Here is a 24,905-nt window from a genome sequence, read left to right on the forward strand (position 1 = left end):
CGACGTTGACGTGGTTTGAATTTGATTTGCGAAGAGTATTATCTTCATCTCGCGCTTGTCAGTTATCCTGCTTTTCCGATTGCGAGTGCGTAGATAAAGAAGATGGCGAAGCCAAAGAGGAAAAGCAATCCCGCAATGGCAAGGTGTTTGAGCCAAGAAGGAAGATTTTTGTTTTCACGTGTTACCAAGGCGTAATTCAAAAGAGCAAAGAAAGGTGTTGTCAGGAAAGAGCCAATCATGGCAAAGCGGAGCATGGTTGAAACCTGACCAGCGAAGAACTTGATAATGACGATACCGATGATAGCAGTGATGGTCATCCAGATGTTCAAAGATTTACGATTGTCCTCTTTTTGACTGATTAGCAGTCGGAGAGATTCCTGATTAACGCGAGAATAGCCATCGATAACAGTGATAACTGTTCCAAAGATACAGAGGAAGGCAATAAAAGTAATCAAGTAACGGGACCATTCGCCAAGAACAGAGGCATACATGCCCACGAATTGAGAGATGTATTTGACTGAAGCAGCTTCAACCGCCTGCCCTGTAGGATACTGAATCAGTGCTCCCAGTGCTACAAAGAAGACGGCTAGGATAGCTGTTCCAATATAACCAGTGTTAAAGTCAAACAGAGCATCTTCTGTGTTAAAGTTGACGGTCTTTCTCTTTTCAGCTGACCAAAGCGAATTGATAGCTGAAATTTCAATAGGAGCCGGCATCCATCCTAGGAGGGAGACGATGAAGGGCAGAGCTGCCATTTGCCAAGGTGTCTTCTCGACAAAATCAGAACTGTATTCTGGATGCTTGACCGCTGCGATGATAACTGCAAGAACAGTTGCAATGGTTAAGGCAGACATAATCCATTTGACCATGCCGTCTAAAAGTTTGTAGCCTCCAAAGAGTAGCATAGCCCAAATGATTGCAACGAGAATGAGGGACCACTGAGTAATGCTAAGTCCAATCATTGGGAAGGCACTGGCGATGATAGCTGAGCACAGAATGGCAACACCAGCCGTGTTGACCATAGCCGAAAAGACATTGAGGATAAAGAAAATCCAGAGATAGAGTTTTCCTTTTTCGGCATAACCTTCAACCAAAGTCTTTCCAGTATCAGCTGTGTATTCAGCACCAAAACGGAAAAATGGATATTTAAAGACATTGGCTAAGATGACCAAGAGAAGTAGAGACCAACCGTAAGAACCGCCAGCTTGAGTTGAGGATACAATGTGGGAACCTCCAACAGCGGCAGTTGCCATTAGGATTCCAGGTCCCATTGCTTTTAGCTTGCTTGCCCAGGTTGATTGATTTAAGGAAATAGCTTGCGACATGATAAATACTCCTTTTTGAATTTTCAGAATAATCTGTATATGTAATCTATATTCTACAAAAAATTTTTGGAAAATGCAAGAATATTTTGAAAAAAGATAGAAAATTTACAAAGAAGATATGAAAACAACTGCTATGATAGTAATACTCTTCGAAAATCTCTTCAAACCACGTCAGCGTCGCCTTACCGTAGGTATGGTTACTGANNTTGAGCTGACTTCGTCAGTCTTATCTGCAACCTCAAAACAATGTTTTGAGCAACCTGCGGCTAGCTTCCTAGTTTGCTCTTTGATTTTCATTGAGTATAAGGTGCAGCAGGATAAAGAAAAACCGAGAAGTTTCTTTCTCGGATTTGCTTATTATGAGGTTCCTATTTTCTATGCTCCAAGAGTTGATTGATATGGTCCACTTTTTTAGCTTCTCTTTTATAAAGAATAGCCCAAATGATGAGGTAAACAATCGCAAACTCGATAATGAGCTGGAGATAGAAGAACCAGTGGAAAGGGAACCAACCTGCTAGAGTTGCTAGTGGGACAAAGCCAGCCAGCATAAGGAAGAAATGGGAAAGCGTCGCACGGAGCATGCTCCAGTCACGGCTGAATAAGCGGTTGCCAAAGTTGAAGAGAATACCGATGGCTGCCCAGATAAGAGTACAGTAGAGCAAGACCAGGGCACCGTGAACCTGATGTTGAGCCATCACTTGGCCGATGATAGAGTAGGGATTTAGTGGTGCGTAGGTATTTGGTGCATAAATGAGTGAAAAGATGATAGAGAGGATGAGGCCGATAAGAACACCGGTGGCTGCGTCGTAGAAGATTTGTTTTTTCATAGTTCTAATTTCTCCTTGATGGTTTTTAGATAACGGCGTGAAGAGTAGGTGAAGCTTTCGTTTTTCAAGAAAATTTCTACTAGGCCGTTGGGCGTAAGCTTGAGATGGGAGATGGAGTCGATATTGATGATTTCTGATTGGGAAATTTGGATAAAATTGGTTGGCAAGAGTTCAAGGATCTGATAGAGTCGTAAGTCAATGGTGTAGGTCTGACTTGCTGTTTCTGCTAGAACCTTCCGATTCTCGATATAGAAGCGTTGTATCTTACCAATCTTAACTAGATAGACCTGATCATCAATCTTTCCTTTGATTGTTTCTTTTTGGTCAAGATTTTCTGCAAACTCGATGACTTTCTGGACTTTATCTGTTGGCTGAGGTGCTTGGACAATCAGCTTTTCCTCCTTGTAAGTCTCACTAATCTGTAGTTCTACTTTCATAAATTTCTCTCCTTGTTTTTCATACAAAATTGTGATCACTTCTTGTACACCTTTATTAAACACTATTTTATAGCCTATGGCAAGGGACTTTGTCTATGTGGAGGGATTTGGATCCTATGTGGTGGAGCTTTTCTGTCCTATCTGAAATATGGTATAATAGCACTATCAATTTCTAGGAAAACAGATACAGAAAGGGGCTGAAAGATGTCTCATATTATTGAATTGCCAGAGGTGCTGGCAAACCAGATTGCAGCTGGAGAGGTTATCGAGCGTCCAGCTAGCGTTGTTAAGGAGCTGGTAGAAAATGCCATTGATGCGGGCTCTAGTCAGATTATCATTGAGATTGAGGAAGCTGGTCTCAAGAAAATCCAAATCACAGATAATGGTCATGGAATTGCCCACGATGAGGTGGAGCTGGCTCTGCGTCGTCATGCGACCAGTAAGATAAAAAATCAAGCAGACCTCTTTCGGATTCGGACGCTTGGTTTTCGTGGTGAAGCCTTGCCTTCTATTGCGTCCGTCAGCGTTTTAACTCTTTTGACAGCAGTTGAGGGCGCAAGTCACGGAACCAAGCTCGTCGCGCGTGGGGGTGAAGTTGAGGAAGTCATCCCAGCGACTAGTCCTGTGGGAACCAAGGTTTGTGTGGAGGATCTCTTTTTCAACACGCCTGCCCGTCTCAAGTATATGAAGAGCCAGCAAGCAGAGTTGTCTCATATCATTGATATCGTCAACCGTCTGGGCTTGGCCCATCCTGAGATTTCTTTTAGCTTGATTAGTGATGGCAAGGAAATGACGCGGACAGCAGGGACTGGTCAATTGCGCCAAGCAATCGCAGGAATTTACGGTTTGGCGAGTGCCAAGAAGATGATTGAAATTGAGAACTCTGACCTAGATTTCGAAATTTCAGGTTTTGTGTCCTTGCCTGAGTTGACTCGGGCTAACCGCAATTATATCAGCCTCTTCATCAATGGCCGTTATATCAAGAACTTCCTGCTCAATCGTGCAATTCTTGACGGCTATGGCAGTAAGCTCATGGTGGGGCGTTTTCCACTGGCTGTCGTTCACATTCATATCGACCCTTATCTAGCGGATGTCAATGTGCATCCAACCAAGCAAGAGGTGCGGATTTCCAAGGAAAAAGAACTGATGACGTTGGTCTCAGAAGCTATTGCAAATAGTCTCAAGGAACAAACCTTGATTCCAGATGCCTTGGAAAATCTTGCCAAATCGACCGTGCGCAATCGTGAGAAGGTGGAGCAAACTATTCTCCCACTCAAAGAAAATACGCTCTACTATGAGAAAACTGAGCCGTCAAGACCTAGTCAAACTGAAGTAGCTGATTATCAGGTAGAATTGACTGATGAAGGGCAGGATTTGACCCTGTTTGCCAAGGAAACCTTGGACCGATTGACCAAGCCAGCAAAACTGCATTTTGCAGAGAGAAAGCCTGCTAACTACGACCAGCTAGACCATCCAGAGTTAGATCTTGCTAGCATCGATAAGGCTTATGACAAACTGGAGCGAGAAGAAGCATCCAGCTTCCCAGAGTTGGAGTTTTTCGGACAAATGCACGGGACTTATCTCTTTGCCCAAGGGCGAGATGGACTTTACATCATAGATCAGCACGCTGCTCAGGAACGGGTCAAGTACGAGGAGTACCGTGAAAGTATTGGCAATGTTGACCAGAGCCAGCAGCAACTCCTAGTGCCCTATATCTTTGAATTTCCTGCGGATGATGCCCTGCGTCTCAAGGAAAGAATGCCTCTCTTAGAGGAAGTGGGCGTCTTTCTAGCAGAGTACGGAGAAAATCAATTTATTCTACGTGAACATCCTATTTGGATGGCAGAAGAAGAGATTGAATCAGGCATCTATGAGATGTGCGACATGCTCCTTTTGACCAAGGAAGTTTCTATCAAGAAATACCGAGCAGAGCTGGCTATCATGATGTCTTGCAAGCGATCTATCAAGGCCAATCATCGTATTGATGATCATTCAGCTAGACAACTCCTCTATCAGCTTTCTCAATGTGACAATCCCTATAACTGTCCTCACGGACGTCCTGTTTTGGTGCATTTTACCAAGTCGGATATGGAAAAGATGTTCCGACGTATTCAGGAAAATCACACCAGTCTCCGTGAGTTGGGGAAATATTAAAAGTATAAAAAAGTCTGGGAAAAATGTTCAAAATCAGAAAAACGCATAAAATCAGGTGTTCAAAAACCTTGATTTTATGCGTTTTATCATAGAAATATTTACTTCATTTTTTCCTAATTCTTTTCGAAAATCTCTTCAAACCATGTCAGTTTTATCAGTAATCTCAAAACAGTGTTTTGAGCTAATTTTGCTAGTTTTGTCTGTAACATCGAAGTTGTGTTTTACCACTCTGCGACTGGTTTCCTAGTTTGCTCTATGATTTTCACAGAGTATTAAATTGCGATTTTGCCAAGTTTCTTTATTCGTCTAAAAGTAGAGTCTGTTCTATGCGTCTAATGTACGAATTAGGTTGACCATTTCAATAGCGCCTTGTGCACACTCAGAACCCTTATTTCCTGCTTTAGTGCCAGCTCGTTCTATGGCTTGTTCAATTGTATCTGTCGTTAGCACACCAAACATAACTGGGATTTCGCTATTTAAACTGATTTGGGCGATTCCCTTAGATACCTCGCTACATACATAATCATAATGACTTGTATTCCCTCTAATGACAGCTCCCAAGCAGATAATTGCATCATATTTTTTACTTTTTGCCATTTTTGATGCAATCAGAGGTATTTCAAAAGCTCCTGGAACCCAGGCTACCTCGATATCTTTCTCGTTTACATTCTCTCTTTTGAGATTATCCAGTGCTCCAGATAATAATTTTGAAGTTATAAATTCATTAAATCTCGCTACAACAATACCGATTTTAATATCGTTCGCTACTAAATTACCTTCATAAGTGTTCATTTATTTTTCCTCCATATTTAAAATGTGACCCATTCGATTTTTCTTTGTTTCTAAATAAAAACTATCGTAAGGATTGGCTTCTATTTCGATTGGTATTCTACTGGAAATGGTAATTCCATATTTTTCTAACTGTTCAACTTTGTCAGGATTATTTGTCAGTAAATGTAGTGACTGTAGTCCTAGGTCTTTAAGCATTTGTGCTCCAATATGATATTCTCTTAAATCACCTTCAAAGCCTAATGCAAGATTGGCATCAAGCGTATCCATGCCTTGATCTTGTAAATGATAGGCTTTTAATTTATTGATAAGTCCAATTCCTCGTCCCTCCTGTCGCAAGTAAAGTAAGACACCCGAACCATTCTCAACAATCATTTTCATAGCTTTATCGAATTGCTGTCCACAATCGCAACGTAAAGAGCCTAAAACATCTCCTGTTAAACATTCGGAGTGGACCCGACATAATACATTGGCTTCATCCTCTATGTTTCCCATAATAAGAGCAAGATGATGTTCCCCATTTAGTTTATCTATATAGCTAATTGCTTTGAAATTACCGTATCTAGTAGGCATATTGACAGTTGAAACTCGTTCTACCAGCTGATCATATACTTTTCTATATTCTTGTAATTCTTTGATGGTAATTAGTGGAATCTTGTGTTTCTTCGAGAACTGAATTAAATCATCTGTTCTCATCATTTTGCCATCATGATTCATTATTTCACAACATAGGCCACACTCTTTTAGTCCAGCTAATTTTAATAAATCAACAGTTGCTTCTGTGTGTCCATTTCTTTCTAGAACACCACCTTTTTTTGCAATTAAAGGAAACATGTGTCCTGGCCTGCGAAAATCAGAGGGTGTTATATCTTCAGCTACACACATACGTGCGGTCAGTCCTCTTTCCTCGGCAGAAATACCTGTGGTCGTTTCTTTATAATCAATTGAAACTGTAAAAGCAGTCTTATGAGTATCTGTATTGTTTTCAACCATAGGTGAAAGCATTAATTGATTAGCTAAACTTTCGCTCATAGGCATACAAATTAATCCTTTGGCATAAGTAGCCATAAAATTAACATTTTCTGTTGTAGCTGCTTGTGCAGAACAAATTAAGTCTCCTTCATTTTCTCTATCCTTATCGTCTATAACAAGAACAAGTCGTCCCTTCTGCAATGCTTCTAATGCTTCTTGTATTTTTCGATATTCCATTGACTGATTATCCTTTCTGCTAAAATCCATTTTGATATAATAGTTCCTTAGATATTTCTGATTTTGGAGAATTATCCATCAGTTTTTGCACATATTTACCTAAGATATCATTTTCAAGATTTACTGTACTCCCGACTTGTTTACTCTTAAGAATGGTTTGTTCCAAGGTATGAGGGATAACAGATACTGAAAAGTTTACTTTGGAGACTTTAGCGACAGTCAGACTAATGCCGTCAATTGTAATAGATCCTTTTTCAACTATTAAATCTAAAATTTCTTTTTGTGTGTTGATTTGATACCATACAGCATTATCATCTTTTTTTATTGACGAGATTTTTCCTGTACCATCAATGTGTCCTGTAACGACGTGACCCCCAAGTCGACCGTTGACAGATAAGGCTCTTTCTAGATTCACCTCACTTCCATGTTTTAATAGAGTAAGAGCTGTTCGACTCCATGTTTCATTCATTACATCAACTGTAAAGGATTGATGATTGAAATGAGTAACTGTAAGACAGATACCATTTACTGCTATACTATCGCCTAAATGGATATCCGTTAATATTTTTGAGGCTTTAATTGATAGTTTACAATTACGAGAGTCTTTCTGTATTCTTTCAACTTTTCCGATTTCTTCAATTATTCCTGTGAACATGGATAAATCACTTCACTTTCTATGAGATAGTCATTTCCTATTTGAGAAAAAGCATAAGGTTTCAATCTAATAGCGTCATTTGGCAAAGAAATGCCTTCACCTCCGACAGGAAACTTGGCACTGCCTCCAAAAATTTTTGGTGCAATATATATTTTCAGCTCATCAACAATTTGTTGTTCCAAAGCACTCCAATTCATTAGACTGCCCCCTTCTAGAACTAGGCTATCAATCTGCATGTTTCCTAGATGTTGCATTAAACTCGATAAGTCTATATGATTGCCTTTTTTCTTTATGGAAAGTATTTCACAGCCATGATTTTGATATAGCTTCATTTTATTTTTGTCTTCAGAGGAAGTGGCAATGTAAGTTTTAATATCATTTGCTGTTTTTACGATTTTAGAGGTAAGAGGAGTTCGTAAATGTGTATCGCATATGATACGGATAGGATTTTTCCCTTCCTCCAATCTACATGTCAGCAAAGGATCGTCTTGAATAACAGTATTGACTCCCACCATAATTGCACTAACATGGTGTCGTAACTGATGCACATGCTTTCTTGCTTCTTCTTCAGTAATCCATTTGGATTGATTTGTTTTAGTGGCTATTTTTCCATCCATTGACATTGCATATTTCATAAAAACATAGGGTACATGCTGGGTAATATACTTTCTAAAACTTTTTATTAAGTTAAGACACTCATTTTCTAAAATTCCAACAGTAACTTGAAGATTATTTTCCTCAAGTATCTTTACTCCTTTTCCAGATACAATAGGATTACAGTCTAGGCTTCCAATGACTACTCTTGTAATACCACTATCGATTATAGCATCTATACAGGGAGGTGTTTTCCCGAAGTGACAACAGGGTTCAAGTGTTACATAAAGCGTCGCTCCGACAGGGGATTTTCTACAGTTTTTAAGAGCATTTCTCTCAGCATGTGGGCCACCAAAAAACTCATGATAACCTTGTCCGATGATGTGATTATCTTTTACAATAACTGCGCCGACCATAGGATTGGGGTTGACGTAACCAGCCCCTTTTTGTGCCAGTTTTATTGCTAATTTCATATATTTTGAATCGCTCATCTCACTACCTCCAAAAAATATACCTTGAATAGGGAACTACTCAAGGCATACAAAAGAAAACTTATGCGATTAACAAAAATGCTCTGAAATGACAAGTAATCATTTCAGAGCACGCAAAAAGCACAAATATACTTTTATCTTCTTTCATCCAGACTATACTGTCGGCTTTGGAATTTCACCAAATCATGCCTTTCGGCTCGTGGGCTATACCACCGGTAGGGAATTGCACCCTGCCCTGAAGATAGTTATTCAATTACAGATGATTATAGTACTTAATTTTGAATATGTCAACAGATAAATACCGATTGTTTTTGATATACTGTATTTGTGATAATCGATTCTCGCTCCTCGGATAAAGAAAATATGATATACTAGATAAACGAAATAAGAGAGAAGGAACACTATGTACGCATATTTAAAAGGAATCATTACCAAAATTACTGCCAAATACATTGTTCTTGAAACCAATGGTATTGGTTATATCCTGCATGTGGCCAATCCTTATGCCTATTCAGGTCAGGTTAATCAGGAGGCTCAGATTTATGTGCATCAGGTTGTGCGTGAGGACGCCCATTTGCTTTATGGATTTCGCTCAGAGGATGAGAAAAAGCTCTTTCTTAGTCTGATTTCGGTTTCTGGGATTGGCCCTGTATCAGCTCTCGCCATTATCGCTGCCGATGACAATGCTGGCTTGGTTCAAGCCATTGAAACCAAGAACATCACCTACTTGACCAAGTTCCCTAAAATTGGCAAGAAAACAGCCCAGCAGATGGTGCTGGACTTGGAAGGCAAGGTAGTAGTTGCAGGAGATGACCTTCCTGCCAAGGTCGCAGTGCAAGCAAGTGCTGAAAACCAAGAATTAGAAGAAGCTATGGAAGCCATGTTGGCTCTGGGTTACAAGGCAACAGAGCTCAAGAAAATCAAGAAATTCTTTGAAGGAACGACAGATACAGCTGAGAACTATATCAAGTCGGCCCTTAAAATGTTGGTCAAATAGGAGCAGAGAATGACAAAACGTTGTTCGTGGGTCAAGATGACCAACCCGCTCTACATCGCCTATCATGATGAGGAGTGGGGTCAGCCCCTCCATGATGACCAAGCATTGTTTGAGTTGTTGTGTATGGAAACCTATCAGGCAGGCCTGTCTTGGGAAACGGTACTCAACAAACGCCAAGCTTTCCGAGAAGCCTTTCATAGCTATCAAATTCACTCAGTCGCAGAGATGACTGACACTGAATTGGAAGCCATGCTGGAGAATCCAGCTATCATTCGAAATAGAGCCAAGATTTTTGCTACACGCGCTAACGCCCAAGCCTTTCTACAGTTACAGGCAGAGTACGGCTCTTTTGATGCCTATCTTTGGTCTTTTGTTGAGGGGAAAACTGTCGTTAACGATGTTCCTGATTATCGCCAAGCCCCAGCTAAAACACCCTTATCTGAGAAATTAGCCAAAGATCTCAAAAAACGAGGCTTCAAGTTCACAGGCCCAGTCGCTGTTTTGTCCTTTATGCAGGCTTCAGGGCTAGTTGATGACCACGAGAATGATTGTGAGTGGAAAGGTCTTAAATGATGTCTAACAAAAATAAGGGAATTCTGATTTTTGCGATTCTCTATACAGTCCTCTTTGTGTTTGATGGCGTTAAATTGCTGGCTTCTTTAATGCCATCTGCCATTGCAAATTATCTAGTTTATGTAGTTTTAGCTCTATATGGTTCTTTTTTATTTAAGGATAGATTGATCAAACAATGGAATGAGATTAGAAAGACTAAAAGGAAATTCTTCTTTGGCGTCTTAACAGGATGGCTTTTTCTCTTTCTGATGACTGTTGTCTTTGAATTTGTATCAGAGATGTTGAAGCAGTTTTTTGGGCTAGTCGGACAAGGTCTAAACCAGTCGAATATTCAAAGCACTTTTCAAGAGCAACCAATACTGATAGCTGTTTTTGCTTGTGTTATTGGATCTCTGGTAGAAGAATTAATTTTCCGTCAAACTCTATTGAGATATTTGAGAAAAAGTCTGCCAACTTGGCTGAGTATCTTTATAGCCGGCCTTGCTTTTGCCTTAACTCATATGCACAGCTTGGATCTATCCGAGTGGGTCGGTGCAGTCGGTTATCTAGGTGCTGGCCTTGCCCTTTCTATTACTTATGTGAAAGAAAAGGAGAATATCTACTATCCTCTACTTATTCACATGTTAAGCAACAGCCTCTCCTTGATCATTTTAGCTATCAGTAGTATGTGATGAAAATACCAGTAATGATACTGAGAAAAAGCTGAGAAACTTTTCCCAGCTTTATTTGTTATAGTCAAAGCGAATGACTTGTTCCTGTGCATCTACATGAGCATGGACCCCAAAGGGTACAATTGCTCTTGGAGTTGCGTGGCCGACATTCAGATTATAGACAATCGGGATATTGCTGTCAATGATATCCAATAGTGCCTCTTTATAGTCATCATGGAAAGTTTCATCCATAGGTTTTCCGACCAAGAGTCCATTGATGACCGCGAATATGCCAGTGTCCTTTAAAGTTAGCAACATCTTTTTGAAGTCTTCTGTCTTAGGCTGTTCTTCGCTTGTTTCGAGCAAGAGGATTTTCCCTTCCCAGTCTGACAAGTCAGGGAAAAGTTTGTATTTTTGGCAGAGCTCCGTGCTATCTGCGTATCGAGAGTTGTCAAAGATATCGTAGAGGGATTCGAGGCAACCACCGAGGATTTTCCCCTCGAACTGGGCACTTCCTTGCAACAAGTCAAAACCTGTATTTGTATGACTGACACGAGGTGTTCCCAGGGCCGTGGGACTAAAATCAGTTCGTTCCTCATACCAAACGTCACTAGGGCGGATTTCTGAAATTCTTCCCGTCTCAATCAATTCTTTAAAGTAGTGAAGGCTATAGGCTAGCATTTCTTTGTCTAATTCACAAATGTCTGCTAAAAAGGATTGACCATAAAAAGTCTTGATTCCTAATTTATGCAACATGAGGTGGTTCATGGTTGTATCCGAGAAGCCAAGAAAAATTTTTTGTTTGATAACCTTTTGGAGTTGGTCATTTTCAAAAAGATAAGGTAGTAAGCGATATGTATCGTCTCCACCGATGGCACATAGGATCATATCGATGCTATCATCAGAAAAGGCATGAATCAAATCCTCTGCACGCGCTTCAGGATGGTCCTTGATAAAGTCTAATCCTTTTAACGAATGGGGCAAAAAGATAGGATTGAGTCCCAGATCCTTGAGACGTTGGATACCCAAGTCTACTTCGTGTTTGACAAAGTCCTCTCCGATAATGCCACTAGATAAACTAACAATACCAATAGTAGAAATCATATCTGATCCTCCTAGAAATAGATTGAGCCTATTTTATCACAAAATATAAGAGAAAGCTATGTGGGATTTCAGAAGAATACTTTTAATACTCTTCGAAAATCTCTTCAAACCACGTCAGTTTTATTTGCAACCTCAAAGCTGTGCTTTGAGCAACCTGCAGCTAGCTTCCTAGTTTGCTCTTTGATTTTCATTGAGTATGAGCCTATTTTATCACAAAAGATTAGATAGAGCTATGTGGATGTCAGAAGAATACTTTAAAATCAAAAAAGTAAGTGAAAAAGCAACCGCACCTGCAGTTGCTTTTATCGTTTTCTTATTCTTGATAGCGTGTTGGTCCTGCACTTGCACTACGGATATTCAAGCATTTCTTGAGATAGAAGCGAAGGGCTAGGAGGGCTGCTCCAATAATAGCTAGTGGCAATGGATCCAGTACTGGGTTAAGGCTAGCTGGTAGGAAGCTTGTTGCAAAGAAGACAAGCAACCAAAGGAACATAGAAGCTAGGATAACTAGTACAGATTTCCAGAAAGGTGGACGTTGACTGCGATCCATATCTGGTCCATAGTATTGGTAAACAAAGTAGTACATCAAGTAGAAGGCAAATCCACCAACCAGTCCAACTAATAGAAGAGTAATCAATCCATAGCCGAAAGCTTGATCTGCCGTAAAGAAGGTTGTGAGGGCGCTGACAAGGGCAAAGAGGCTAGTGATGAAAAGAGCTGAGTCCATAATCATCAGTTTTGGATCATCATTTTCTTTTGGATGCTCTTTTTCGTACTGCTCTTTGACAGTGAAGCTATGAGCCCAATGAGTTGGTGCGCCGTATAGGGAACGGGCAGTTGTACCTTTAGATTGCTCCTCAAGGATTTGGGGAATGACTTCCTCAAAAATAGTCTGGATTTCAGCGTCTGTTTTCCCATCTTTGATGAATTGTTGGGTAGCAATGTGGACAAACTCTTGGTTTTTCTTAGTTAATTTTTGTAGATCAATCTGAGACATAGGAACTCCTCTTAGAACCATTTTTTATGGATGAGATAGAGAGTGAGCGAGACACTCATAGCAAAGGCGATAAAGACGATTAACCAGAAGGCATTTGGCTCTCCGTTTAGGGGGATTTCATTATCCTTAAAGTTCATCCCGTAGGCAGAAAAGACCATGGTTGGGATGGACATGACGATGGTCACAAGAGCCAAGGTTTTCATGATGTTGTTCTGGTTGTTAGAAATGATAGAGGCGAAGGTCTCTGTCATAGAATGCAAGACGTTTCCATAAATGTCTGCCATCTCGATGGCCTGTTGGGTTTCAATCAGGGTGTCTTCAAGCAGGTCTTCGTCCTCAAGGTATTTCTTGATATTGCTGGTTGAACTGGTCAATTTCTTAATCACGCGCTCATTTGTTTTGAGGGAGGCTTTGAAATAGACGATAGTTTTTTCCAATTCCATGAGCTCAATCAATTCTTCATTACGAGTTGATTGATGCAGTTGACTTTCGATTTGTTCACTCTTACGGTCAATCGAACGAAGGGCTGTTAGGTAAAGTTCTGCATTGCGATAGAGAATCTGGAAGATAAAACGTGAGCGCATGAAGGTATAGAAATTACGCAAACGACGGTTGATAAAGACATCAAGGACAGGTAGTGGTTCCAAACACGTAGTGATAATGGTTTCCTCAGTGATGATAATACCAAGCGGTATGGTTACGTAGTAGGTGCGGTTATTTCTTTCCTCCGTGACCGGCACGTCTACGATAATCAGGGTATACTCGTCTTCAATGGTAATACGAGACATTTCTTCCGCATCGAGCGGTGCTCGAAGGTCGGCAATATCAATATCGAAGGTGTTGGCGATTTCGAGTGATTCATTTTGAGTCGGATTGACGAGATTGATCCAAGTACCCGGTTCAAGCGTATCGATCTCTTTAAATTCAGTTGTTGTAGAGAGAAAAACTTGTTTCATATCCCTTATCCTTTCTCATTTTTCAGATTTTTTCACACCGTACTATTATACTACAAAATCGGCCTTTTTCAAAATAAATCTAACAAAAATCCTGTTGCTATTGGATTTTTACTTTGTCTTGAAATGTTGATTTTTAAATTTGCTCCCCTTTTTGCTCCCCCTATAGTGCTTTTAGTGCAGTTTCGTAGAATGATACTGCTTTTTTTGCGTTCTCTTTTGAGAGGTGGCTATATATATCCATGGTCATTGATAAAGTGGAATGACCTAGGCGGTACTGGAGTTCTTTGTATGGTATTCCAGAGTTAAGCAAGAGACTAGCGTGAGTGTGACGGAATCCGTGAAATCCAATGTTAGGAACATCAGCACGCTTAAAATGTGTTTGCAATCTTCTTTTAAGTCTTGAACTGCTAGGATAGTCATGAATGAAATCAGAAAATACCACGCTTTCACGTTGCCCTATCTTCCAAGCCTCTTTAGCTTGGCGTAGTTTGTACTGTTTTAGCATGCTAACAGTCGCTTGATCTATATCTATATCCCGATAACTAGCCTTAGATTTTGGGCTATTAATTTCTAAATCACGATTTAGTGTTTTGGTAACATGTACCACGGCATTATCTAAATCTATATCAGACCAGGAAAGAGCTAAAGCTTCATTGATACGGCAACCAGTAGCCAATAGGAACTTATAGAGCGTTGTCTCATAGTAGTAACGATATCTATCGCTATCTAAATTATCGAGATAACCAAGAAACTTTTTTAGTTCTTGATTTTCAAAGTGTTTTACTTTTTTCCGCTTTGCTTTCTGAGTGTTACGAGGTAAAACAACATCACGCGCAGGATTGGACGGTATAGCCTGCATGGTTACGCCATACTGTAAGATACGTTTGTTTAAAGCGTGTATCTTGTCATAATGTAGAAAAGCCCCTTTTTCCCCTCTATTAGTCTTGTCAGCAAGTTCGTTGATAATTGACTGGATAAGTGGAGTAGTGAGCTTATCGAGCTTGTAAGCCCCAAAAATAGGCAATATATGATTATCGATTAGCTTTCTAACATTGCCTTGAGTGTTTGGCTTAACCGTATTCTTATAACTTTCTAGCCAGAGATTGGCTAATTCTTGATAGTTTTTTATGGTGCTAGCCTTTTGTCTAGTACAACCATCTTTCTGGAAAGTAATTTTTTCTTGATTGGCTTTCTGCTTAACTTCCTTTTGTGTCCGCCCCGTTACCTTAGTTTTAACTTTCTTTCCTGTTACCTGGTCAACTCCTAAATATACATTAGCACGATAGACTTTGCTACCGTCTTTTTTTATAACTTCAGTTATTTTCATGATGATAAACCTTTCTAAAATACATCAGCAGGCAAGCCATTATCAAAAAGGTTTTATATCATGCTAGGGGCTACGAGAACCCCTTATTTTTGGTTTTAAGTAGTCAGACGGTAAATAATACCAGAATAAAAAACAAGGCGGATATGGGGTTAGTATGGGTGTTTTTACATATACGGGTAAATGTTGGAAAATGTCGGATTTTCAAGAATACTGGAAAAAAGCAATTTTCTTCATTTTCTGAGTCCCTAAAAAAGGGGAAGGAAGTTGTTGATAGACAAAGTCAGCGGACTTGCTGAAGCACGCGCTTCATGATTGTTGGACATTGTGGCGCGTGGTATGCTATAGGTCGCTTTTTAACTGCAAGACTGGTATAATGATGTTGTAAATACCTAACCTTTCGCTTATTTTCAGTTAGGTACTATCAGACAAGTTGGCAGTAGCTAGCTTGTCTTTTTGTTGCTATTTTACAATTTTGCTTATTTTTGCGCTTTGGTCTGTAAAATCGGCTTTCTATTCTTCAATTTCCCCTATTTTTGCACAATAGACCATGAAAAGATGGTTGCTATTGGCGAATATGGGGTTAATTCTCTCTATATATGCCCACGACTTCGCCGATGGTGCGAATATCGTTGTTTTCGTCTAGTTGAATATCAGCATATTCAGGGTTAAGGCTTTCTAAATATCCTTGACGCAGTTTCTTGACATAGTTAGCACCGTCTACTTGGAAGATACCAATAGTGTTATAGTCAACTTGAGGTGTATTCTTGATAAATAGGTAATCGCCATTCTTTATCTTTGGCTCCATGGAGTTGCCAACGACATAAGCGATAGCGTCATAGTCGCCTGGGATTTCATCCTCATAGAACGAAACTTCCATATCTAAATCGTCGTCCTGCATCGAACCACTACCAGCAGAGACAACCCCAGTAACACGACGTTGGGCGGTCTGTCTGTAGTCGTCCAGTCTGATGATGTTTTCCGATACTTCGTTTATCTTCGTTTCTTCTTCGTTCTGCTCCAGCAGTTGCTTTTCAAGATAAGCCAAGGCCTTTGCTTGTCTTGGTGGAGTTAGTTGATCATAGATGGCTTGAACTGGTGAAGTGGTAGCAATTTCTTCGTTTTTATTTTCTACTAAGTCAGACTTTGAAACGTTGAAAAAATTAGCCAGCATTTCGATTTTATCTATACGTGGGTAAGTTTTAGCATTTACCCAATCGTTAACGGTTGTATACTTAAAATCTAATGCAATAGCTAACTGACGAGGGTTTAAACCTTTTGCACTTAAAAGTCTTTTGATATTGTCCGCCATTATTTGCTTATTTCCTAATGACATAGTGCAACCGCCTTTCTATAATTCATAATTTAATTATACGGTTAAAACGTAGAAAAAGCAAGGGAAACGAAAAAAAAGAAAATAAAATCAAAAAAAGTGTTGACAAGTTATCGGTTTTACCGTATGCTGTCATTGTGTCCGATTTAAACGGATATCCAAAAGAAAGGAGTGAGGGCTATTTGCGTCTTACATTGAAAGCGTTGCGTGCTAATAGCAACATGAAACAATCAGAGGTGGCACAAAAATTAGGAATTTCTGCAACTACTTGGAGTAAGTGGGAAAATGGAAAAAGTTTTCCTGATGTTGCCCAAGTAAAAGAGATTGAAAAACTCTTCGGTGTTGCTTATGACGACATTATTTTTTTAAGATAATATCCGATTTAAACGGATATCCAAAAGAAAGGAGTAACCCAATCGCAATACTATATTACATTTACAAGATACTCCACTGGTGCTTTACCACTGGAGATTGACAACAAAAAGGAGCAAACCAATGGAATTAGTCTACATGGACGGTAAGAAAGAACCGTATACACTGAGCAGTATTGTGGCAGAATGCACGGGATTGCAACATCACACAATAACCAAGACGATCCGCAAACATCAAGCAAGGTTTGAACAGTTCGGAAAGGTTGGATTTAAAATCCAAGCTATGGAGAGTGGCCAGAATACCAAGGACTATATTTTGAATGAGCAACAAGCGACCTTGTTAGTTACATTCTTAAAGAATACCGAGCAAGTGGCCAACTTCAAAACCAACCTAGTCAAAGCATTCTTTGAAATGCGTGATGAGCTTTCTAAGTTTCGTATGCAGAGGGCGTTAGAAAAGTCAAAAAGAAAAACACTGCATGACAGTATTGAGAACTGGGAACAAGCCCCAAAGCATCCGCATAGCACCATGAACAACCTGCTACTGAAGGCAGTAACTGACAGGAACGCTAAGCAGTTAAGGGAAGAACGTGGGGGCTATAATGGCATCGATAGCTTGACCAGTGACGAGCTAGAGCAATACCAGGCATTTGAGGATATGGTAATAGCCATGATTGGCTTGAATATGAGTTATCAGGAAATCAAAGCAATGGCATTCAGAAATAAAAAAACACGCCAAAGAAGCGCGTGAGAGCAACAAAAAAAGGCTTACCGAGACCAATCAGCAAAGCCTTTAACACTAACACTAAAACGAATTTAACAAAGCAGGCAAGCTATTATCAAAGAGGTTTTAGTAAAGATTTATACCTAGATTATAGCATAATACAGCGGTTTCCGCTAGTACATTGAAAATAAAATAAGGTACGCTGGGAAGATTTTAAATTTTTTTCGGTTTAGGGGTTGACATTTAAGACGACAATAATTATAATAATTTATGTCGTCAAGAAAGGAGGCAATCCGATGACTGACAAAATAAAGAAAGTAGGACGTCCGAAGGGAGAAAATTCTAATACCGTAAAATTAACAGTCAGAGTTAGCGAACAGCTAAATAGTAAGCTGGAAGAGTACGGTAAAAAGAATGGTTTGACAAAACCTGAAACTTTGAGAAAAGCCTTTGAAAATCTTACTAAATAAAAAATACCTTGCAACTTGTCAAACGCCAATCCGAGAAGTTGCAAAGTATCCGCCCCCACGAATGAGGTACGTAAATATCTTATCATGCGTACTCTTATTTGTCAAACACAGAAATAGAGTGCGCTTTTTGCGTACCCAAAAAATGAGGGAAACAATGGGAAAACAACATCAAGTAGTAAAATTCAAAGATATAGCTGAAAAATTGCCTGAATTAGAGGGTAAGCGCCTAGAAGAAATTACTAAAGTATTAGGTTATCGTAACCTAGAGAGTTGCAGAACCAACCTCTGCAAGCTGAAACAAAACAATCGCCTAGATTTTACACTAGAAAAAGGAGTTTATAGCAAGTTCGCACTCTTGGACGGTACGGTAAAAGAGGAATTGGAAGATAAAGAATTGTCTGAACGTGGGCGCTATTTGAAGAGCGTAGACCGATACAAGGCAATGCTGAACGCCTTTTCTATCGCCTTTGATAGCACGGTCAAGGCGGAAACCAGACAAAAAGCAGAACACGACGGCTTGAAAGCCTTGGATAGAATCCCAGATAAGCACTACGCCCTACTTTACGACATGATGGAGGGCTAGCGTATGACATCATACGAATGAGCAAAATAGAGCGCCAACTCTTTAAACTGGTACTTTCTCACGCTTTCAATTTGGCGACTCTGAGCGTGAAGATATCGTCTATAAGAAACAACTCAAAAAGCCCCACGCTCTCGGTCGGCAAACTTCTGAGCGTGAGGCCTGTGACAGGAAAAACTGTATAAGAAACAACCATTCAAAACCCCCACACTCGCCATCGCAAAACTTTGAGTGTGAGGATATCCTGGATAGTAAACGACAATTAAAAGGCCAACGGAGGAAAAACATGATAGCAGATCAATTAGAAGCTATTTCAACAAATTTAGAAGAAATACAAGAAATTCTTGTAGGAGATGGAACTGCATTAGCTAAAAGAGAAATCAGCAGGGTATTGAACGACTTGGATGATGTCTACAATGAACTAACTAGCACAGAATACCGTGAACAACAGGAAACACTTAAGGAACAGACGGAAAGGATGAAACAGAGAGTAGTTGCTGAAGTAATAGGAGAACTAGAAGAACGAGAAGAGTCTTATTACAGAAATTATTGGGGTGATACTAAGTTTATAAAGCTACTTTCCAACTTTGATGGATTTCTTTTCTTAAACACTTACCTAGCTGAAATAACTAAAGAAAATACCTACCCAATGGAACAAAGCCAATTATTGAATTATGTATGGGAAGTCATAGCGGTTGATATCGCAAAGAAAAAACGAGGGAAAAAGAACGTTTTGGATTCATGGACAGACTCATCCTTATATACTCGTGGAATGATGATTGATTAGGAGGCAATGCAATGACACTGGACCTAGACAACATGACACAAGCAGAATTTGATGAACAAATGGCTGAAATCAAGGAGAGAAATCCGAACCTCTTCCAGTTTATTGCTGATTTTGTAGATAGAAAGGTAAGTACCGAAGAGGTGGAGGAGTTTTTGAAGATGGAGCGAACTAATCAAGTGGACTATATCAAGAATTACAAAGCGAGGGCATAACATGAATGAATTAGATTTGACCAACACACAAGCGGTAATCTTTATGGTGGTATTGATTGGCTTACTGCTTTATCTAAACCACCGAGACCGCAAAAAAAGCGCCCAATTTGAGCGAGAAAACCAACAGACGATAGAAACACCTAGCGAGGATTTAAACCCTGATTATGGGCGCTATATCCAGCTTGCAGGGGTAAGAGTTTACGGAGGAATGAAATGAGTTACACAATGAATTTATACCCTGATATTGAAAAAATACCAGACGAACCTTATTTTACTAAAGATATTTTTCTAGCTACGTGTATGGACAATGCGACAAAGTTAGCTGTAACTATGGGCTTGTTGACAAAACAAACGTTGGATTTAGAGACTAAGACAGCTATTTTGAAAACCCTTGATACAATCATAGAAACTCAAAAAGATATTTTGCGAGGGGTAGCGAGCGGACAAATAACCTTTTTGAATAAAAGCAAAGGAGAGGAGGAGCTGAATGAGCCTATCAGAGAATGACAAACGAGTATTAAGACTAATCAAAGTGGGGGCTGAGAACTCCATAACAGGGGCAGAAATCAGCCTGATTACTAAGCTAGCAGAAAGAACCGTGCAAGATATTATCAGCCGTCTGATCACGCGCTACGGCGTTCCTATCATCGGGGTACGTCATGGAACATTTAGAGGATATTTTATCCCAGCTAACAAAGAGGAGTTACTGGACGGTGCAAAAACATTTTACAATCAGATACGAGAAGAAGAAAAGCGCCTAACTGTCCTTTTAAATGCTGATTTAGAGAGTTATAAGCAACTACTGAAGGGGGCGGACGAATATGTTTAGCCTAAGCCGAGAAAGCGAGCAAGACCTAGCGCATGGCATTCTGGAGGTAGTGGAAAGATACCTTGAAGCGCGTGATAGACTCAAACCACGACTGACTAAGCTTATAAATAGGGTTGAACTCAAAGAGGAATTGAAAATTAGTGATAATACGCTAAATAAGTGGGAAAGTCAGGGTTTAAGACGCTATCAACCGCCTGACGATGGTTCAAGAATGATTTACTATTTAGTTCCTGACATCTGGAAGTTTCTGGGGGTGGAGAATGGGTAGATATAACACACACCCAGCACAAGGCGGAGGTCATTATCATGACATTAAATTGTATAAGCACCGTGGCAGATCTTTGGAACAGTTCCAAGAACAAAAGCTACTGAAGAAGTTAAAAAAGAAACGCAAAAAGGGGCGATAGTATGACAATTTACGAGGCTAAAGGCTTTCAGAGTAATCTTGTCTATCCATTTGATAAGATTGAGCCGTTCCAGTACATTGAACGCTTTAAGCCTTTGGTAGTCCCTGAAGGGGCAAACATTGAAGAATTTAAACGTACACAAGCGCCTTACTGTATCAGTGGGAAAGTGACACCAGAAAAGCATGGCAGTTACAAGCGAAACAACTCCAGTCTAATCTATCGGGATTTGATTTTCCTTGATTATGACGATATACAGGGGACGACTGAGGGTTTTATAAAAGCCATTTCTAGCGCTTTATTTGGCTACTCCTATATCTTATACCCGACTATCAAACATAGCTTAGAAAAGCCCCGTTTTCGTCTTGTGGTGAAGCCTGACAACGTGATGAATGAGGCGACCTATAAGCAGGTAGTGAAAGAGATTGCTGATAAGATTGGGCTACCCTTTGACATGGCCAGTTTAACATGGTCACAACTCCAAGGGCTACCAGTAACAACAGGCGACCCAGCAAGTTATCAAAAGATTGTAGAGCATGGACTTGATTATCCAGTACCACAGACAACGGCTGAACCAGTCAAACAGAATGCTACAAGTCTTCCATACACTCCAAGGCCAAGCGGTCAGAAATCTATGACCATGAGGATCATTGACACGCTTTTCAACGGATTTGGAGACGAGGGAGGGCGAAACGTAGCACTGACACGATTTGTAGGCTTACTCTTTAATAAGTGGGTTGATTGTGACCTAGAGACCGCCTATGAACTTACAAAGATAGCCAATAGCGTGACAGTTGAACCATTACCTATTGACGAGCTAGACCGCACTTTTAGCAGTATAGCACGGGCTGAATATAGAAAGAGAGGTTAGAACCATAGAACTAGAAGAATTAGCAAACCTAAAAAGTGAAATCTTGGAGGTCAGAGAGCAAGAACAACCTCCTAGAACGATGAAGGAGCTTGAAAATCGTATATTTAAAGCTGGAGAAGAATGGCGGGCAGAACATACCGAAACTAAGGTAAATGAGACCACAGGGGACGTTACCGAAAAGGTTGCCATGCCTCAGACATTCACAGTAGCAAAAATACTGAGCGAGATTGTCACATTTACTTTTATCAGCAAGAGCAATATACCTGATTATAGCCTACTCTATATCTACGATTTAGACGAGGGTATCTATACTGCTAGCAATGATCTTTTCAATCTTTTGTGTAAGACCTTTGACGTTAGAATTAAACCCAGAGAGTGGCCACAGATTAAGTTAATGGTGAGAACATTGGCAAAGATACGAAAACCTTTAGAAAGCGCCAACCTTATTCCCGTACAGAACGGCATTATCAACTTAGAAACTAAGGAACTACTCCCCTTTAGTCCTAAGTATGTAATTACAAGTAAGATAAGCACGGCCTACCACGCGCCTAAACGAGTCCCAATAGATAGAGAGGGCAAAACTTTTGATGATTGGCTAAACTCAATCGCTTGTAATGATAGTGAACTGGTAACACTGTTTTGGCAGATTATCCTAGAGGCTATCAATCCTAACTACACCCGAAACAAGTTCGCTATCTTCTACGGGGATGGTAACAACGGTAAGGGGACATTCCAGCGCTTCCTTATCAATCTGATAGGGGAAAGCAATATATCAGCCTTAAAACCTGCACAGTTTGCTGAAAAGCATAACTTAGAAACCCTGGTAGGTAAAGTTTGTAATATCGGAGATGAAGCCCCAAACGAATACTTAAAAAATCCGTCTGATTTAATGAGTATCACTAGTGGGGACACTGTTCTAGTCAATCCCAAAGGACGCCCAGCCTTTGAAGCTACTTTCAAGCTATTCAATATCTTTTCAGGGAATTATATTCCCAACGGTGGCAACAAGACAAAAGGCTGGTATCGTAGAATTATGATCGTCCCTTTTAATGCTGACTTTAACGGGGAGAAGGAAAAGCCTTGGATAAAAAATGAGTTTTTAGCAAACAAGGAAGTCCTAGAATATGCCCTCTACAAAGCTATCAATCAAGAGCCATTTACTCACTTTATCGAACCTAAAGCAGTTAAAGGACTCCTAGAAGAATACCAGGAGGATAATGACTACTTACTTTCATGGGTTAAGCATGAATACATGGAAAAAGGTTGGCATGAGCTGGACGTAGTACCTGTTTTTATCGTTACAAGATCACTAAAGCACTACGCCGAAGATATGGGAATACCCAAACCCAATGTTTACGGGGCTGGTAAAGAAACTATCAAGCACTTACAACAGTTGACACCTAATCGGTATTCTCTAAGAAAGAAAAGAGTTCCTTCAGAAGATTTTGAAAAACTAGAGGCATGGGACGTTGACAAGATAAAAATGCGGACACCTCAACACTCTAACACTAAACAAGAATAAGTGTGACGTTCTTTTTTTGCTTAAACCCTTGATAATACTGATTTTCTTAAAAAAAGTGTGACGTTGTGTGACGTTCTCAAAAAAGAAGGTCACACCCCTTGAAGCCTTGATATATCTAGCTTTAGGGGAATAGGTGTGACGTTGTGACATTCTTTCCAACTCTTATATATAGAGAAAAATGCAGTATTTATATATATAGGAACGATAAAACAAAAGAACGTCACAGGGTCACAGGGGTGGTGAAACACCTAGAGCCTCAAGGGTTTGAACGTGTGACGTTCTTTGTCACAGAAGGTCACAGAACACGAAAAATATTACATAATTTACCTTAAAATAAAGAAATGACAACAACATGAAAGTTAAACTATTTGAATATACTAGACGATGGGAAAAAGAAGACTTTGAGAAAGAGATCAATGACTTCATGGCAACTGTTGAAGTGCTGGACGTTAAAATTTCTGGTACACCATCTAGTGAATCCTTTAATTCGGTGGCTATCGTATTGGTATTATACAGGTAACAAAATGGGGTAGATAGTACCGACCCCCTTGCAATGGTGTAACTACTAGTGACACCCTTAAAACAGAAAGAGTAAAAACAACATGACACTAAAAACATTTTCAGATAAAGCAAAAACATTTACTTTCACTTACGAATTTAAAGACCTAGATACTGCTATGGTAGCAGGTCACGCGCTACTGGGATATATGACTGGGACTTATGAAGTACCATCTATTTCAATAACTCACAAGGATAAAGGGACGCTTGTAGCTGAGTATGTGGAGGATAAGAAACTAAACAAGACCTTCAAGCGTATTTGTGACAGTTTTAAAGACTACTACAACCAACCAGTGGACGATGAAGCATTTGAAGAACGTTATAAACGGGAGCGCGTGCTTCAACTCAAAGAGTCAGAGGATTTTGAGAGTTTGCTGGAAAAAGTCACAGACTACGAGCTGGAACTATTAGACTATGCTGATCGCTTGCTTTCTGATACGCCTATCCCTATGGACTCTATGACTGCTTTTGGTACGTTGGAAAAGCTAGGCGATGAAAGTATTAGCCTACTCCAAAAGTTGGACGTAGAGGGCGAATATAAAGGCCTTGCTGGTTATACAGAGCATTTGAAGTAGAAAACAGGGGAGCAATCCCCTTTTTGTTAACAAGTCAATAGTTTTGGGTTTTTCCATATAGGGGGAAATAATGAAGCGGTTAGCAATAGAAACAATCACTAAATCAATGAAGCTGAGAGGAATAACTAAGGGTATAGCCGAGTTGGACGGTCAACGTTTAGAGATTGATTTGGATAGTTTAATGATTGATTTTGGTGGAGAATCATTTGAATTAGACAGAATAGCAGGTACTAAGGGAGGTAATCGATATTTCTTTCTTTGCCCTGATTGTGGGAGACGGTGCAGGTTGCTTTATAAACGGTATTTGTATTTTAGTTGCGGTACTTGTCTAGATATCCACAAGAGTACCCTGAACCGCAGTAAAACGGATTGCCAATACTACTGGGAGCTTGCACTAAAAGAAGCCAGAAAGGTAGAACCAGGGTGGAGTCCTAGACGTGGTGGATATATGTTTGATGGTTTCCCTGAAAGACCAAGGTATATGAAACGTGACAGGTATCATAAGCACTATAAGAAGTTTTTGAAGTATATTGAAAAAGGGGATAGATTTTGGCTGAATGGTTCGAGATTGTGAGACAATATGAAGT

31 protein-coding genes and 1 riboswitch are annotated in these 24,905 nt (G+C 39.9%); of the genes, 19 read left to right on the forward strand and 12 right to left on the reverse strand.

Going from position 1 to position 24,905, the window contains the following annotated elements; all coding sequences use genetic code 11:
- Positions 1-62: 62 nt before the first annotated feature.
- The 3 genes from HT671_RS04045 to HT671_RS04055 all read right to left on the reverse strand — a co-directional run bounded on the left by HT671_RS04045 (position 63) and on the right by HT671_RS04055 (position 2,589).
- Positions 63-1,325, reverse strand: a complete 1,263-nt coding sequence (locus HT671_RS04045) for an NRAMP family divalent metal transporter (RefSeq protein WP_000075792.1) — start codon at positions 1,323-1,325, stop codon at positions 63-65.
- Between the two features lie 368 nt (positions 1,326-1,693).
- The gene (locus HT671_RS04050; RefSeq protein WP_138703089.1) at positions 1,694-2,152 is read right to left on the reverse strand and encodes a DUF3021 domain-containing protein; all 459 of its coding nucleotides are present in this window, start codon (positions 2,150-2,152) and stop codon (positions 1,694-1,696) included.
- On the reverse strand, positions 2,149-2,589 hold the full coding sequence (locus HT671_RS04055) for a LytTR family DNA-binding domain-containing protein (protein WP_119947919.1): 441 nt from the start codon (positions 2,587-2,589) through the stop codon (positions 2,149-2,151). Before HT671_RS04055 ends, HT671_RS04050 begins: the two co-directional genes overlap by 4 nt.
- Positions 2,590-2,793: 204 nt before the next feature.
- On the opposite strand from HT671_RS04055, the gene mutL reads away from it, so the two are divergent.
- On the forward strand, positions 2,794-4,743 hold the full coding sequence (gene mutL / locus HT671_RS04060) for a DNA mismatch repair endonuclease MutL (RefSeq protein ID WP_050207609.1): 1,950 nt from the start codon (positions 2,794-2,796) through the stop codon (positions 4,741-4,743).
- Between the two features lie 324 nt (positions 4,744-5,067).
- Here mutL and ribE (HT671_RS04065) read toward each other — a convergent pair whose 3' ends face one another.
- From ribE (HT671_RS04065) to ribD, 4 genes are read right to left on the reverse strand one after another with little or no spacing between them, the layout of a single operon-like run.
- The gene (ribE, locus tag HT671_RS04065; protein ID WP_001099497.1) at positions 5,068-5,535 is read right to left on the reverse strand and encodes a 6,7-dimethyl-8-ribityllumazine synthase; all 468 of its coding nucleotides are present in this window, start codon (positions 5,533-5,535) and stop codon (positions 5,068-5,070) included.
- Positions 5,536-6,741, reverse strand: coding sequence for a bifunctional 3,4-dihydroxy-2-butanone-4-phosphate synthase/GTP cyclohydrolase II (locus HT671_RS04070; protein WP_172923053.1), 1,206 nt, complete (start codon positions 6,739-6,741; stop codon positions 5,536-5,538).
- A 19-nt stretch (positions 6,742-6,760) separates the two neighbouring features.
- Positions 6,761-7,396 carry a riboflavin synthase gene (ribE, locus tag HT671_RS04075; RefSeq protein ID WP_000493842.1) on the reverse strand — a complete coding sequence of 212 codons (636 nt, stop codon included), beginning with the start codon at positions 7,394-7,396 and terminating at the stop codon, positions 6,761-6,763.
- The gene (ribD, locus tag HT671_RS04080; RefSeq protein WP_001284104.1) at positions 7,381-8,481 is read right to left on the reverse strand and encodes a bifunctional diaminohydroxyphosphoribosylaminopyrimidine deaminase/5-amino-6-(5-phosphoribosylamino)uracil reductase RibD; all 1,101 of its coding nucleotides are present in this window, start codon (positions 8,479-8,481) and stop codon (positions 7,381-7,383) included. The genes ribE (HT671_RS04075) and ribD overlap by 16 nt, the downstream gene beginning before the upstream one ends.
- Positions 8,482-8,613: 132 nt before the next feature.
- Positions 8,614-8,728, reverse strand: a riboswitch (FMN riboswitch).
- Positions 8,729-8,884: 156 nt separating this feature from the next.
- Here ribD and ruvA point away from each other — a divergent pair.
- From ruvA to HT671_RS04095, 3 genes are read left to right on the forward strand one after another with little or no spacing between them, the layout of a single operon-like run.
- Positions 8,885-9,478, forward strand: coding sequence for a Holliday junction branch migration protein RuvA (gene ruvA / locus HT671_RS04085; RefSeq protein WP_000271487.1), 594 nt, complete (start codon positions 8,885-8,887; stop codon positions 9,476-9,478).
- Between the two features lie 9 nt (positions 9,479-9,487).
- Positions 9,488-10,051 (forward strand): DNA-3-methyladenine glycosylase I, encoded by a 564-nt coding sequence (locus tag HT671_RS04090; RefSeq protein WP_050111754.1) that lies wholly within the window; start codon positions 9,488-9,490, stop codon positions 10,049-10,051.
- Positions 10,048-10,722, forward strand: a complete 675-nt coding sequence (locus tag HT671_RS04095) for a type II CAAX endopeptidase family protein (protein ID WP_023939702.1) — start codon at positions 10,048-10,050, stop codon at positions 10,720-10,722. The genes HT671_RS04090 and HT671_RS04095 overlap by 4 nt, the downstream gene beginning before the upstream one ends.
- 51 nt (positions 10,723-10,773) lie before the next feature.
- Here the strand turns inward: HT671_RS04095 and HT671_RS04100 are convergent, their stop codons facing one another.
- The 5 genes from HT671_RS04100 to HT671_RS04120 all read right to left on the reverse strand — a co-directional run bounded on the left by HT671_RS04100 (position 10,774) and on the right by HT671_RS04120 (position 16,418).
- On the reverse strand, positions 10,774-11,805 hold the full coding sequence (locus HT671_RS04100; protein WP_023939701.1) for a S66 peptidase family protein: 1,032 nt from the start codon (positions 11,803-11,805) through the stop codon (positions 10,774-10,776).
- Between the two features lie 313 nt (positions 11,806-12,118).
- Positions 12,119-12,802, reverse strand: a complete 684-nt coding sequence (locus HT671_RS04105; protein WP_166735303.1) for a DUF1129 domain-containing protein — start codon at positions 12,800-12,802, stop codon at positions 12,119-12,121.
- Positions 12,803-12,813: 11 nt separating this feature from the next.
- Positions 12,814-13,758, reverse strand: a complete 945-nt coding sequence (locus tag HT671_RS04110) for a magnesium transporter CorA family protein (RefSeq protein ID WP_000815629.1) — start codon at positions 13,756-13,758, stop codon at positions 12,814-12,816.
- A 160-nt stretch (positions 13,759-13,918) separates the two neighbouring features.
- Positions 13,919-15,085 (reverse strand): site-specific integrase, encoded by a 1,167-nt coding sequence (locus HT671_RS04115; RefSeq protein ID WP_050222791.1) that lies wholly within the window; start codon positions 15,083-15,085, stop codon positions 13,919-13,921.
- A gap of 580 nt (positions 15,086-15,665) precedes the next feature.
- Entirely contained in the window at positions 15,666-16,418 is a 753-nt protein-coding gene (locus HT671_RS04120; RefSeq protein WP_240148695.1) for a S24 family peptidase, read from the reverse strand.
- 134 nt (positions 16,419-16,552) lie between these two features.
- On the opposite strand from HT671_RS04120, the gene HT671_RS04125 reads away from it, so the two are divergent.
- The 15 genes from HT671_RS04125 to HT671_RS04195 all read left to right on the forward strand — a co-directional run bounded on the left by HT671_RS04125 (position 16,553) and on the right by HT671_RS04195 (position 24,892).
- Positions 16,553-16,789, forward strand: a complete 237-nt coding sequence (locus tag HT671_RS04125) for a helix-turn-helix transcriptional regulator (protein WP_283240382.1) — start codon at positions 16,553-16,555, stop codon at positions 16,787-16,789.
- A 121-nt stretch (positions 16,790-16,910) separates the two neighbouring features.
- Positions 16,911-17,537 (forward strand): Rha family transcriptional regulator, encoded by a 627-nt coding sequence (locus tag HT671_RS04130; RefSeq protein ID WP_138703087.1) that lies wholly within the window; start codon positions 16,911-16,913, stop codon positions 17,535-17,537.
- Positions 17,538-17,806: 269 nt separating this feature from the next.
- Entirely contained in the window at positions 17,807-17,980 is a 174-nt protein-coding gene (locus HT671_RS04135) for a hypothetical protein (protein WP_000130088.1), read from the forward strand.
- A 154-nt stretch (positions 17,981-18,134) separates the two neighbouring features.
- The gene (locus HT671_RS04140) at positions 18,135-18,563 is read left to right on the forward strand and encodes a hypothetical protein (protein WP_138703086.1); all 429 of its coding nucleotides are present in this window, start codon (positions 18,135-18,137) and stop codon (positions 18,561-18,563) included.
- Between the two features lie 283 nt (positions 18,564-18,846).
- Positions 18,847-19,347, forward strand: coding sequence for a hypothetical protein (locus HT671_RS04145; RefSeq protein ID WP_084862661.1), 501 nt, complete (start codon positions 18,847-18,849; stop codon positions 19,345-19,347).
- A gap of 11 nt (positions 19,348-19,358) precedes the next feature.
- Positions 19,359-19,559 carry a hypothetical protein gene (locus HT671_RS04150; protein ID WP_138703085.1) on the forward strand — a complete coding sequence of 67 codons (201 nt, stop codon included), beginning with the start codon at positions 19,359-19,361 and terminating at the stop codon, positions 19,557-19,559.
- 1 nt (position 19,560) lies between these two features.
- Positions 19,561-19,776, forward strand: coding sequence for a hypothetical protein (locus HT671_RS04155; RefSeq protein ID WP_138703084.1), 216 nt, complete (start codon positions 19,561-19,563; stop codon positions 19,774-19,776).
- Positions 19,773-20,066 (forward strand): hypothetical protein, encoded by a 294-nt coding sequence (locus tag HT671_RS04160; RefSeq protein ID WP_138703083.1) that lies wholly within the window; start codon positions 19,773-19,775, stop codon positions 20,064-20,066. Before HT671_RS04155 ends, HT671_RS04160 begins: the two co-directional genes overlap by 4 nt.
- A complete protein-coding gene (locus HT671_RS04165) occupies positions 20,047-20,388 on the forward strand; it encodes a DNA-binding protein (RefSeq protein WP_138703082.1) in 342 nt (113 codons plus the stop codon). Before HT671_RS04160 ends, HT671_RS04165 begins: the two co-directional genes overlap by 20 nt.
- A complete protein-coding gene (locus HT671_RS04170) occupies positions 20,381-20,656 on the forward strand; it encodes a hypothetical protein (protein ID WP_078238569.1) in 276 nt (91 codons plus the stop codon). The genes HT671_RS04165 and HT671_RS04170 overlap by 8 nt, the downstream gene beginning before the upstream one ends.
- 140 nt (positions 20,657-20,796) lie before the next feature.
- Complete coding sequence (locus HT671_RS04175; RefSeq protein ID WP_138703081.1) at positions 20,797-21,663, forward strand: primase alpha helix C-terminal domain-containing protein; 867 nt, start codon at positions 20,797-20,799, stop codon at positions 21,661-21,663.
- A 79-nt stretch (positions 21,664-21,742) separates the two neighbouring features.
- The gene (locus HT671_RS04180; RefSeq protein ID WP_172923054.1) at positions 21,743-23,185 is read left to right on the forward strand and encodes a DNA primase family protein; all 1,443 of its coding nucleotides are present in this window, start codon (positions 21,743-21,745) and stop codon (positions 23,183-23,185) included.
- Between the two features lie 352 nt (positions 23,186-23,537).
- The gene (locus HT671_RS04185) at positions 23,538-23,705 is read left to right on the forward strand and encodes a hypothetical protein (protein ID WP_166735302.1); all 168 of its coding nucleotides are present in this window, start codon (positions 23,538-23,540) and stop codon (positions 23,703-23,705) included.
- Positions 23,706-23,787: 82 nt separating this feature from the next.
- Positions 23,788-24,318, forward strand: coding sequence for a hypothetical protein (locus tag HT671_RS04190; RefSeq protein ID WP_138703079.1), 531 nt, complete (start codon positions 23,788-23,790; stop codon positions 24,316-24,318).
- A 70-nt stretch (positions 24,319-24,388) separates the two neighbouring features.
- Positions 24,389-24,892 (forward strand): hypothetical protein, encoded by a 504-nt coding sequence (locus tag HT671_RS04195; RefSeq protein WP_138702600.1) that lies wholly within the window; start codon positions 24,389-24,391, stop codon positions 24,890-24,892.
- Positions 24,893-24,905 lie beyond the last annotated feature (13 nt).

The sequence above is a fragment of the Streptococcus sp. 2741 genome (assembly GCF_013276315.1).
GTDB classification, from domain to species: Bacteria; Bacillota; Bacilli; order Lactobacillales; family Streptococcaceae; genus Streptococcus; species Streptococcus pseudopneumoniae.

Bases quoted from the DNA above. Each gene is read 5' to 3' on its own strand.
- HT671_RS04045 (WP_000075792.1), bottom strand. From the start codon at position 1,325: ATGTCGCAAGCTATTTCCTTAAATCAATCAACCTGGGCAAGCAAGCTA.
- HT671_RS04050 (WP_138703089.1), bottom strand. From the start codon at position 2,152: ATGAAAAAACAAATCTTCTACGACGCAGCCACCGGTGTTCTTATCGGC.
- HT671_RS04055 (WP_119947919.1), bottom strand. From the start codon at position 2,589: ATGAAAGTAGAACTACAGATTAGTGAGACTTACAAGGAGGAAAAGCTG.
- mutL (WP_050207609.1), top strand. From the start codon at position 2,794: ATGTCTCATATTATTGAATTGCCAGAGGTGCTGGCAAACCAGATTGCA.
- ribE (WP_001099497.1), bottom strand. From the start codon at position 5,535: ATGAACACTTATGAAGGTAATTTAGTAGCGAACGATATTAAAATCGGT.
- HT671_RS04070 (WP_172923053.1), bottom strand. From the start codon at position 6,741: ATGGAATATCGAAAAATACAAGAAGCATTAGAAGCATTGCAGAAGGGA.
- ribE (WP_000493842.1), bottom strand. From the start codon at position 7,396: ATGTTCACAGGAATAATTGAAGAAATCGGAAAAGTTGAAAGAATACAG.
- ribD (WP_001284104.1), bottom strand. From the start codon at position 8,481: ATGAGCGATTCAAAATATATGAAATTAGCAATAAAACTGGCACAAAAA.
- ruvA (WP_000271487.1), top strand. From the start codon at position 8,885: ATGTACGCATATTTAAAAGGAATCATTACCAAAATTACTGCCAAATAC.
- HT671_RS04090 (WP_050111754.1), top strand. From the start codon at position 9,488: ATGACAAAACGTTGTTCGTGGGTCAAGATGACCAACCCGCTCTACATC.
- HT671_RS04095 (WP_023939702.1), top strand. From the start codon at position 10,048: ATGATGTCTAACAAAAATAAGGGAATTCTGATTTTTGCGATTCTCTAT.
- HT671_RS04100 (WP_023939701.1), bottom strand. From the start codon at position 11,805: ATGATTTCTACTATTGGTATTGTTAGTTTATCTAGTGGCATTATCGGA.
- HT671_RS04105 (WP_166735303.1), bottom strand. From the start codon at position 12,802: ATGTCTCAGATTGATCTACAAAAATTAACTAAGAAAAACCAAGAGTTT.
- HT671_RS04110 (WP_000815629.1), bottom strand. From the start codon at position 13,758: ATGAAACAAGTTTTTCTCTCTACAACAACTGAATTTAAAGAGATCGAT.
- HT671_RS04115 (WP_050222791.1), bottom strand. From the start codon at position 15,085: ATGAAAATAACTGAAGTTATAAAAAAAGACGGTAGCAAAGTCTATCGT.
- HT671_RS04120 (WP_240148695.1), bottom strand. From the start codon at position 16,418: ATGTCATTAGGAAATAAGCAAATAATGGCGGACAATATCAAAAGACTT.
- HT671_RS04130 (WP_138703087.1), top strand. From the start codon at position 16,911: ATGGAATTAGTCTACATGGACGGTAAGAAAGAACCGTATACACTGAGC.
- HT671_RS04135 (WP_000130088.1), top strand. From the start codon at position 17,807: ATGACTGACAAAATAAAGAAAGTAGGACGTCCGAAGGGAGAAAATTCT.
- HT671_RS04140 (WP_138703086.1), top strand. From the start codon at position 18,135: ATGGGAAAACAACATCAAGTAGTAAAATTCAAAGATATAGCTGAAAAA.
- HT671_RS04145 (WP_084862661.1), top strand. From the start codon at position 18,847: ATGATAGCAGATCAATTAGAAGCTATTTCAACAAATTTAGAAGAAATA.
- HT671_RS04150 (WP_138703085.1), top strand. From the start codon at position 19,359: ATGACACTGGACCTAGACAACATGACACAAGCAGAATTTGATGAACAA.
- HT671_RS04155 (WP_138703084.1), top strand. From the start codon at position 19,561: ATGAATGAATTAGATTTGACCAACACACAAGCGGTAATCTTTATGGTG.
- HT671_RS04160 (WP_138703083.1), top strand. From the start codon at position 19,773: ATGAGTTACACAATGAATTTATACCCTGATATTGAAAAAATACCAGAC.
- HT671_RS04165 (WP_138703082.1), top strand. From the start codon at position 20,047: ATGAGCCTATCAGAGAATGACAAACGAGTATTAAGACTAATCAAAGTG.
- HT671_RS04170 (WP_078238569.1), top strand. From the start codon at position 20,381: ATGTTTAGCCTAAGCCGAGAAAGCGAGCAAGACCTAGCGCATGGCATT.
- HT671_RS04175 (WP_138703081.1), top strand. From the start codon at position 20,797: ATGACAATTTACGAGGCTAAAGGCTTTCAGAGTAATCTTGTCTATCCA.
- HT671_RS04180 (WP_172923054.1), top strand. From the start codon at position 21,743: ATGAAGGAGCTTGAAAATCGTATATTTAAAGCTGGAGAAGAATGGCGG.
- HT671_RS04185 (WP_166735302.1), top strand. From the start codon at position 23,538: ATGAAAGTTAAACTATTTGAATATACTAGACGATGGGAAAAAGAAGAC.
- HT671_RS04190 (WP_138703079.1), top strand. From the start codon at position 23,788: ATGACACTAAAAACATTTTCAGATAAAGCAAAAACATTTACTTTCACT.
- HT671_RS04195 (WP_138702600.1), top strand. From the start codon at position 24,389: ATGAAGCGGTTAGCAATAGAAACAATCACTAAATCAATGAAGCTGAGA.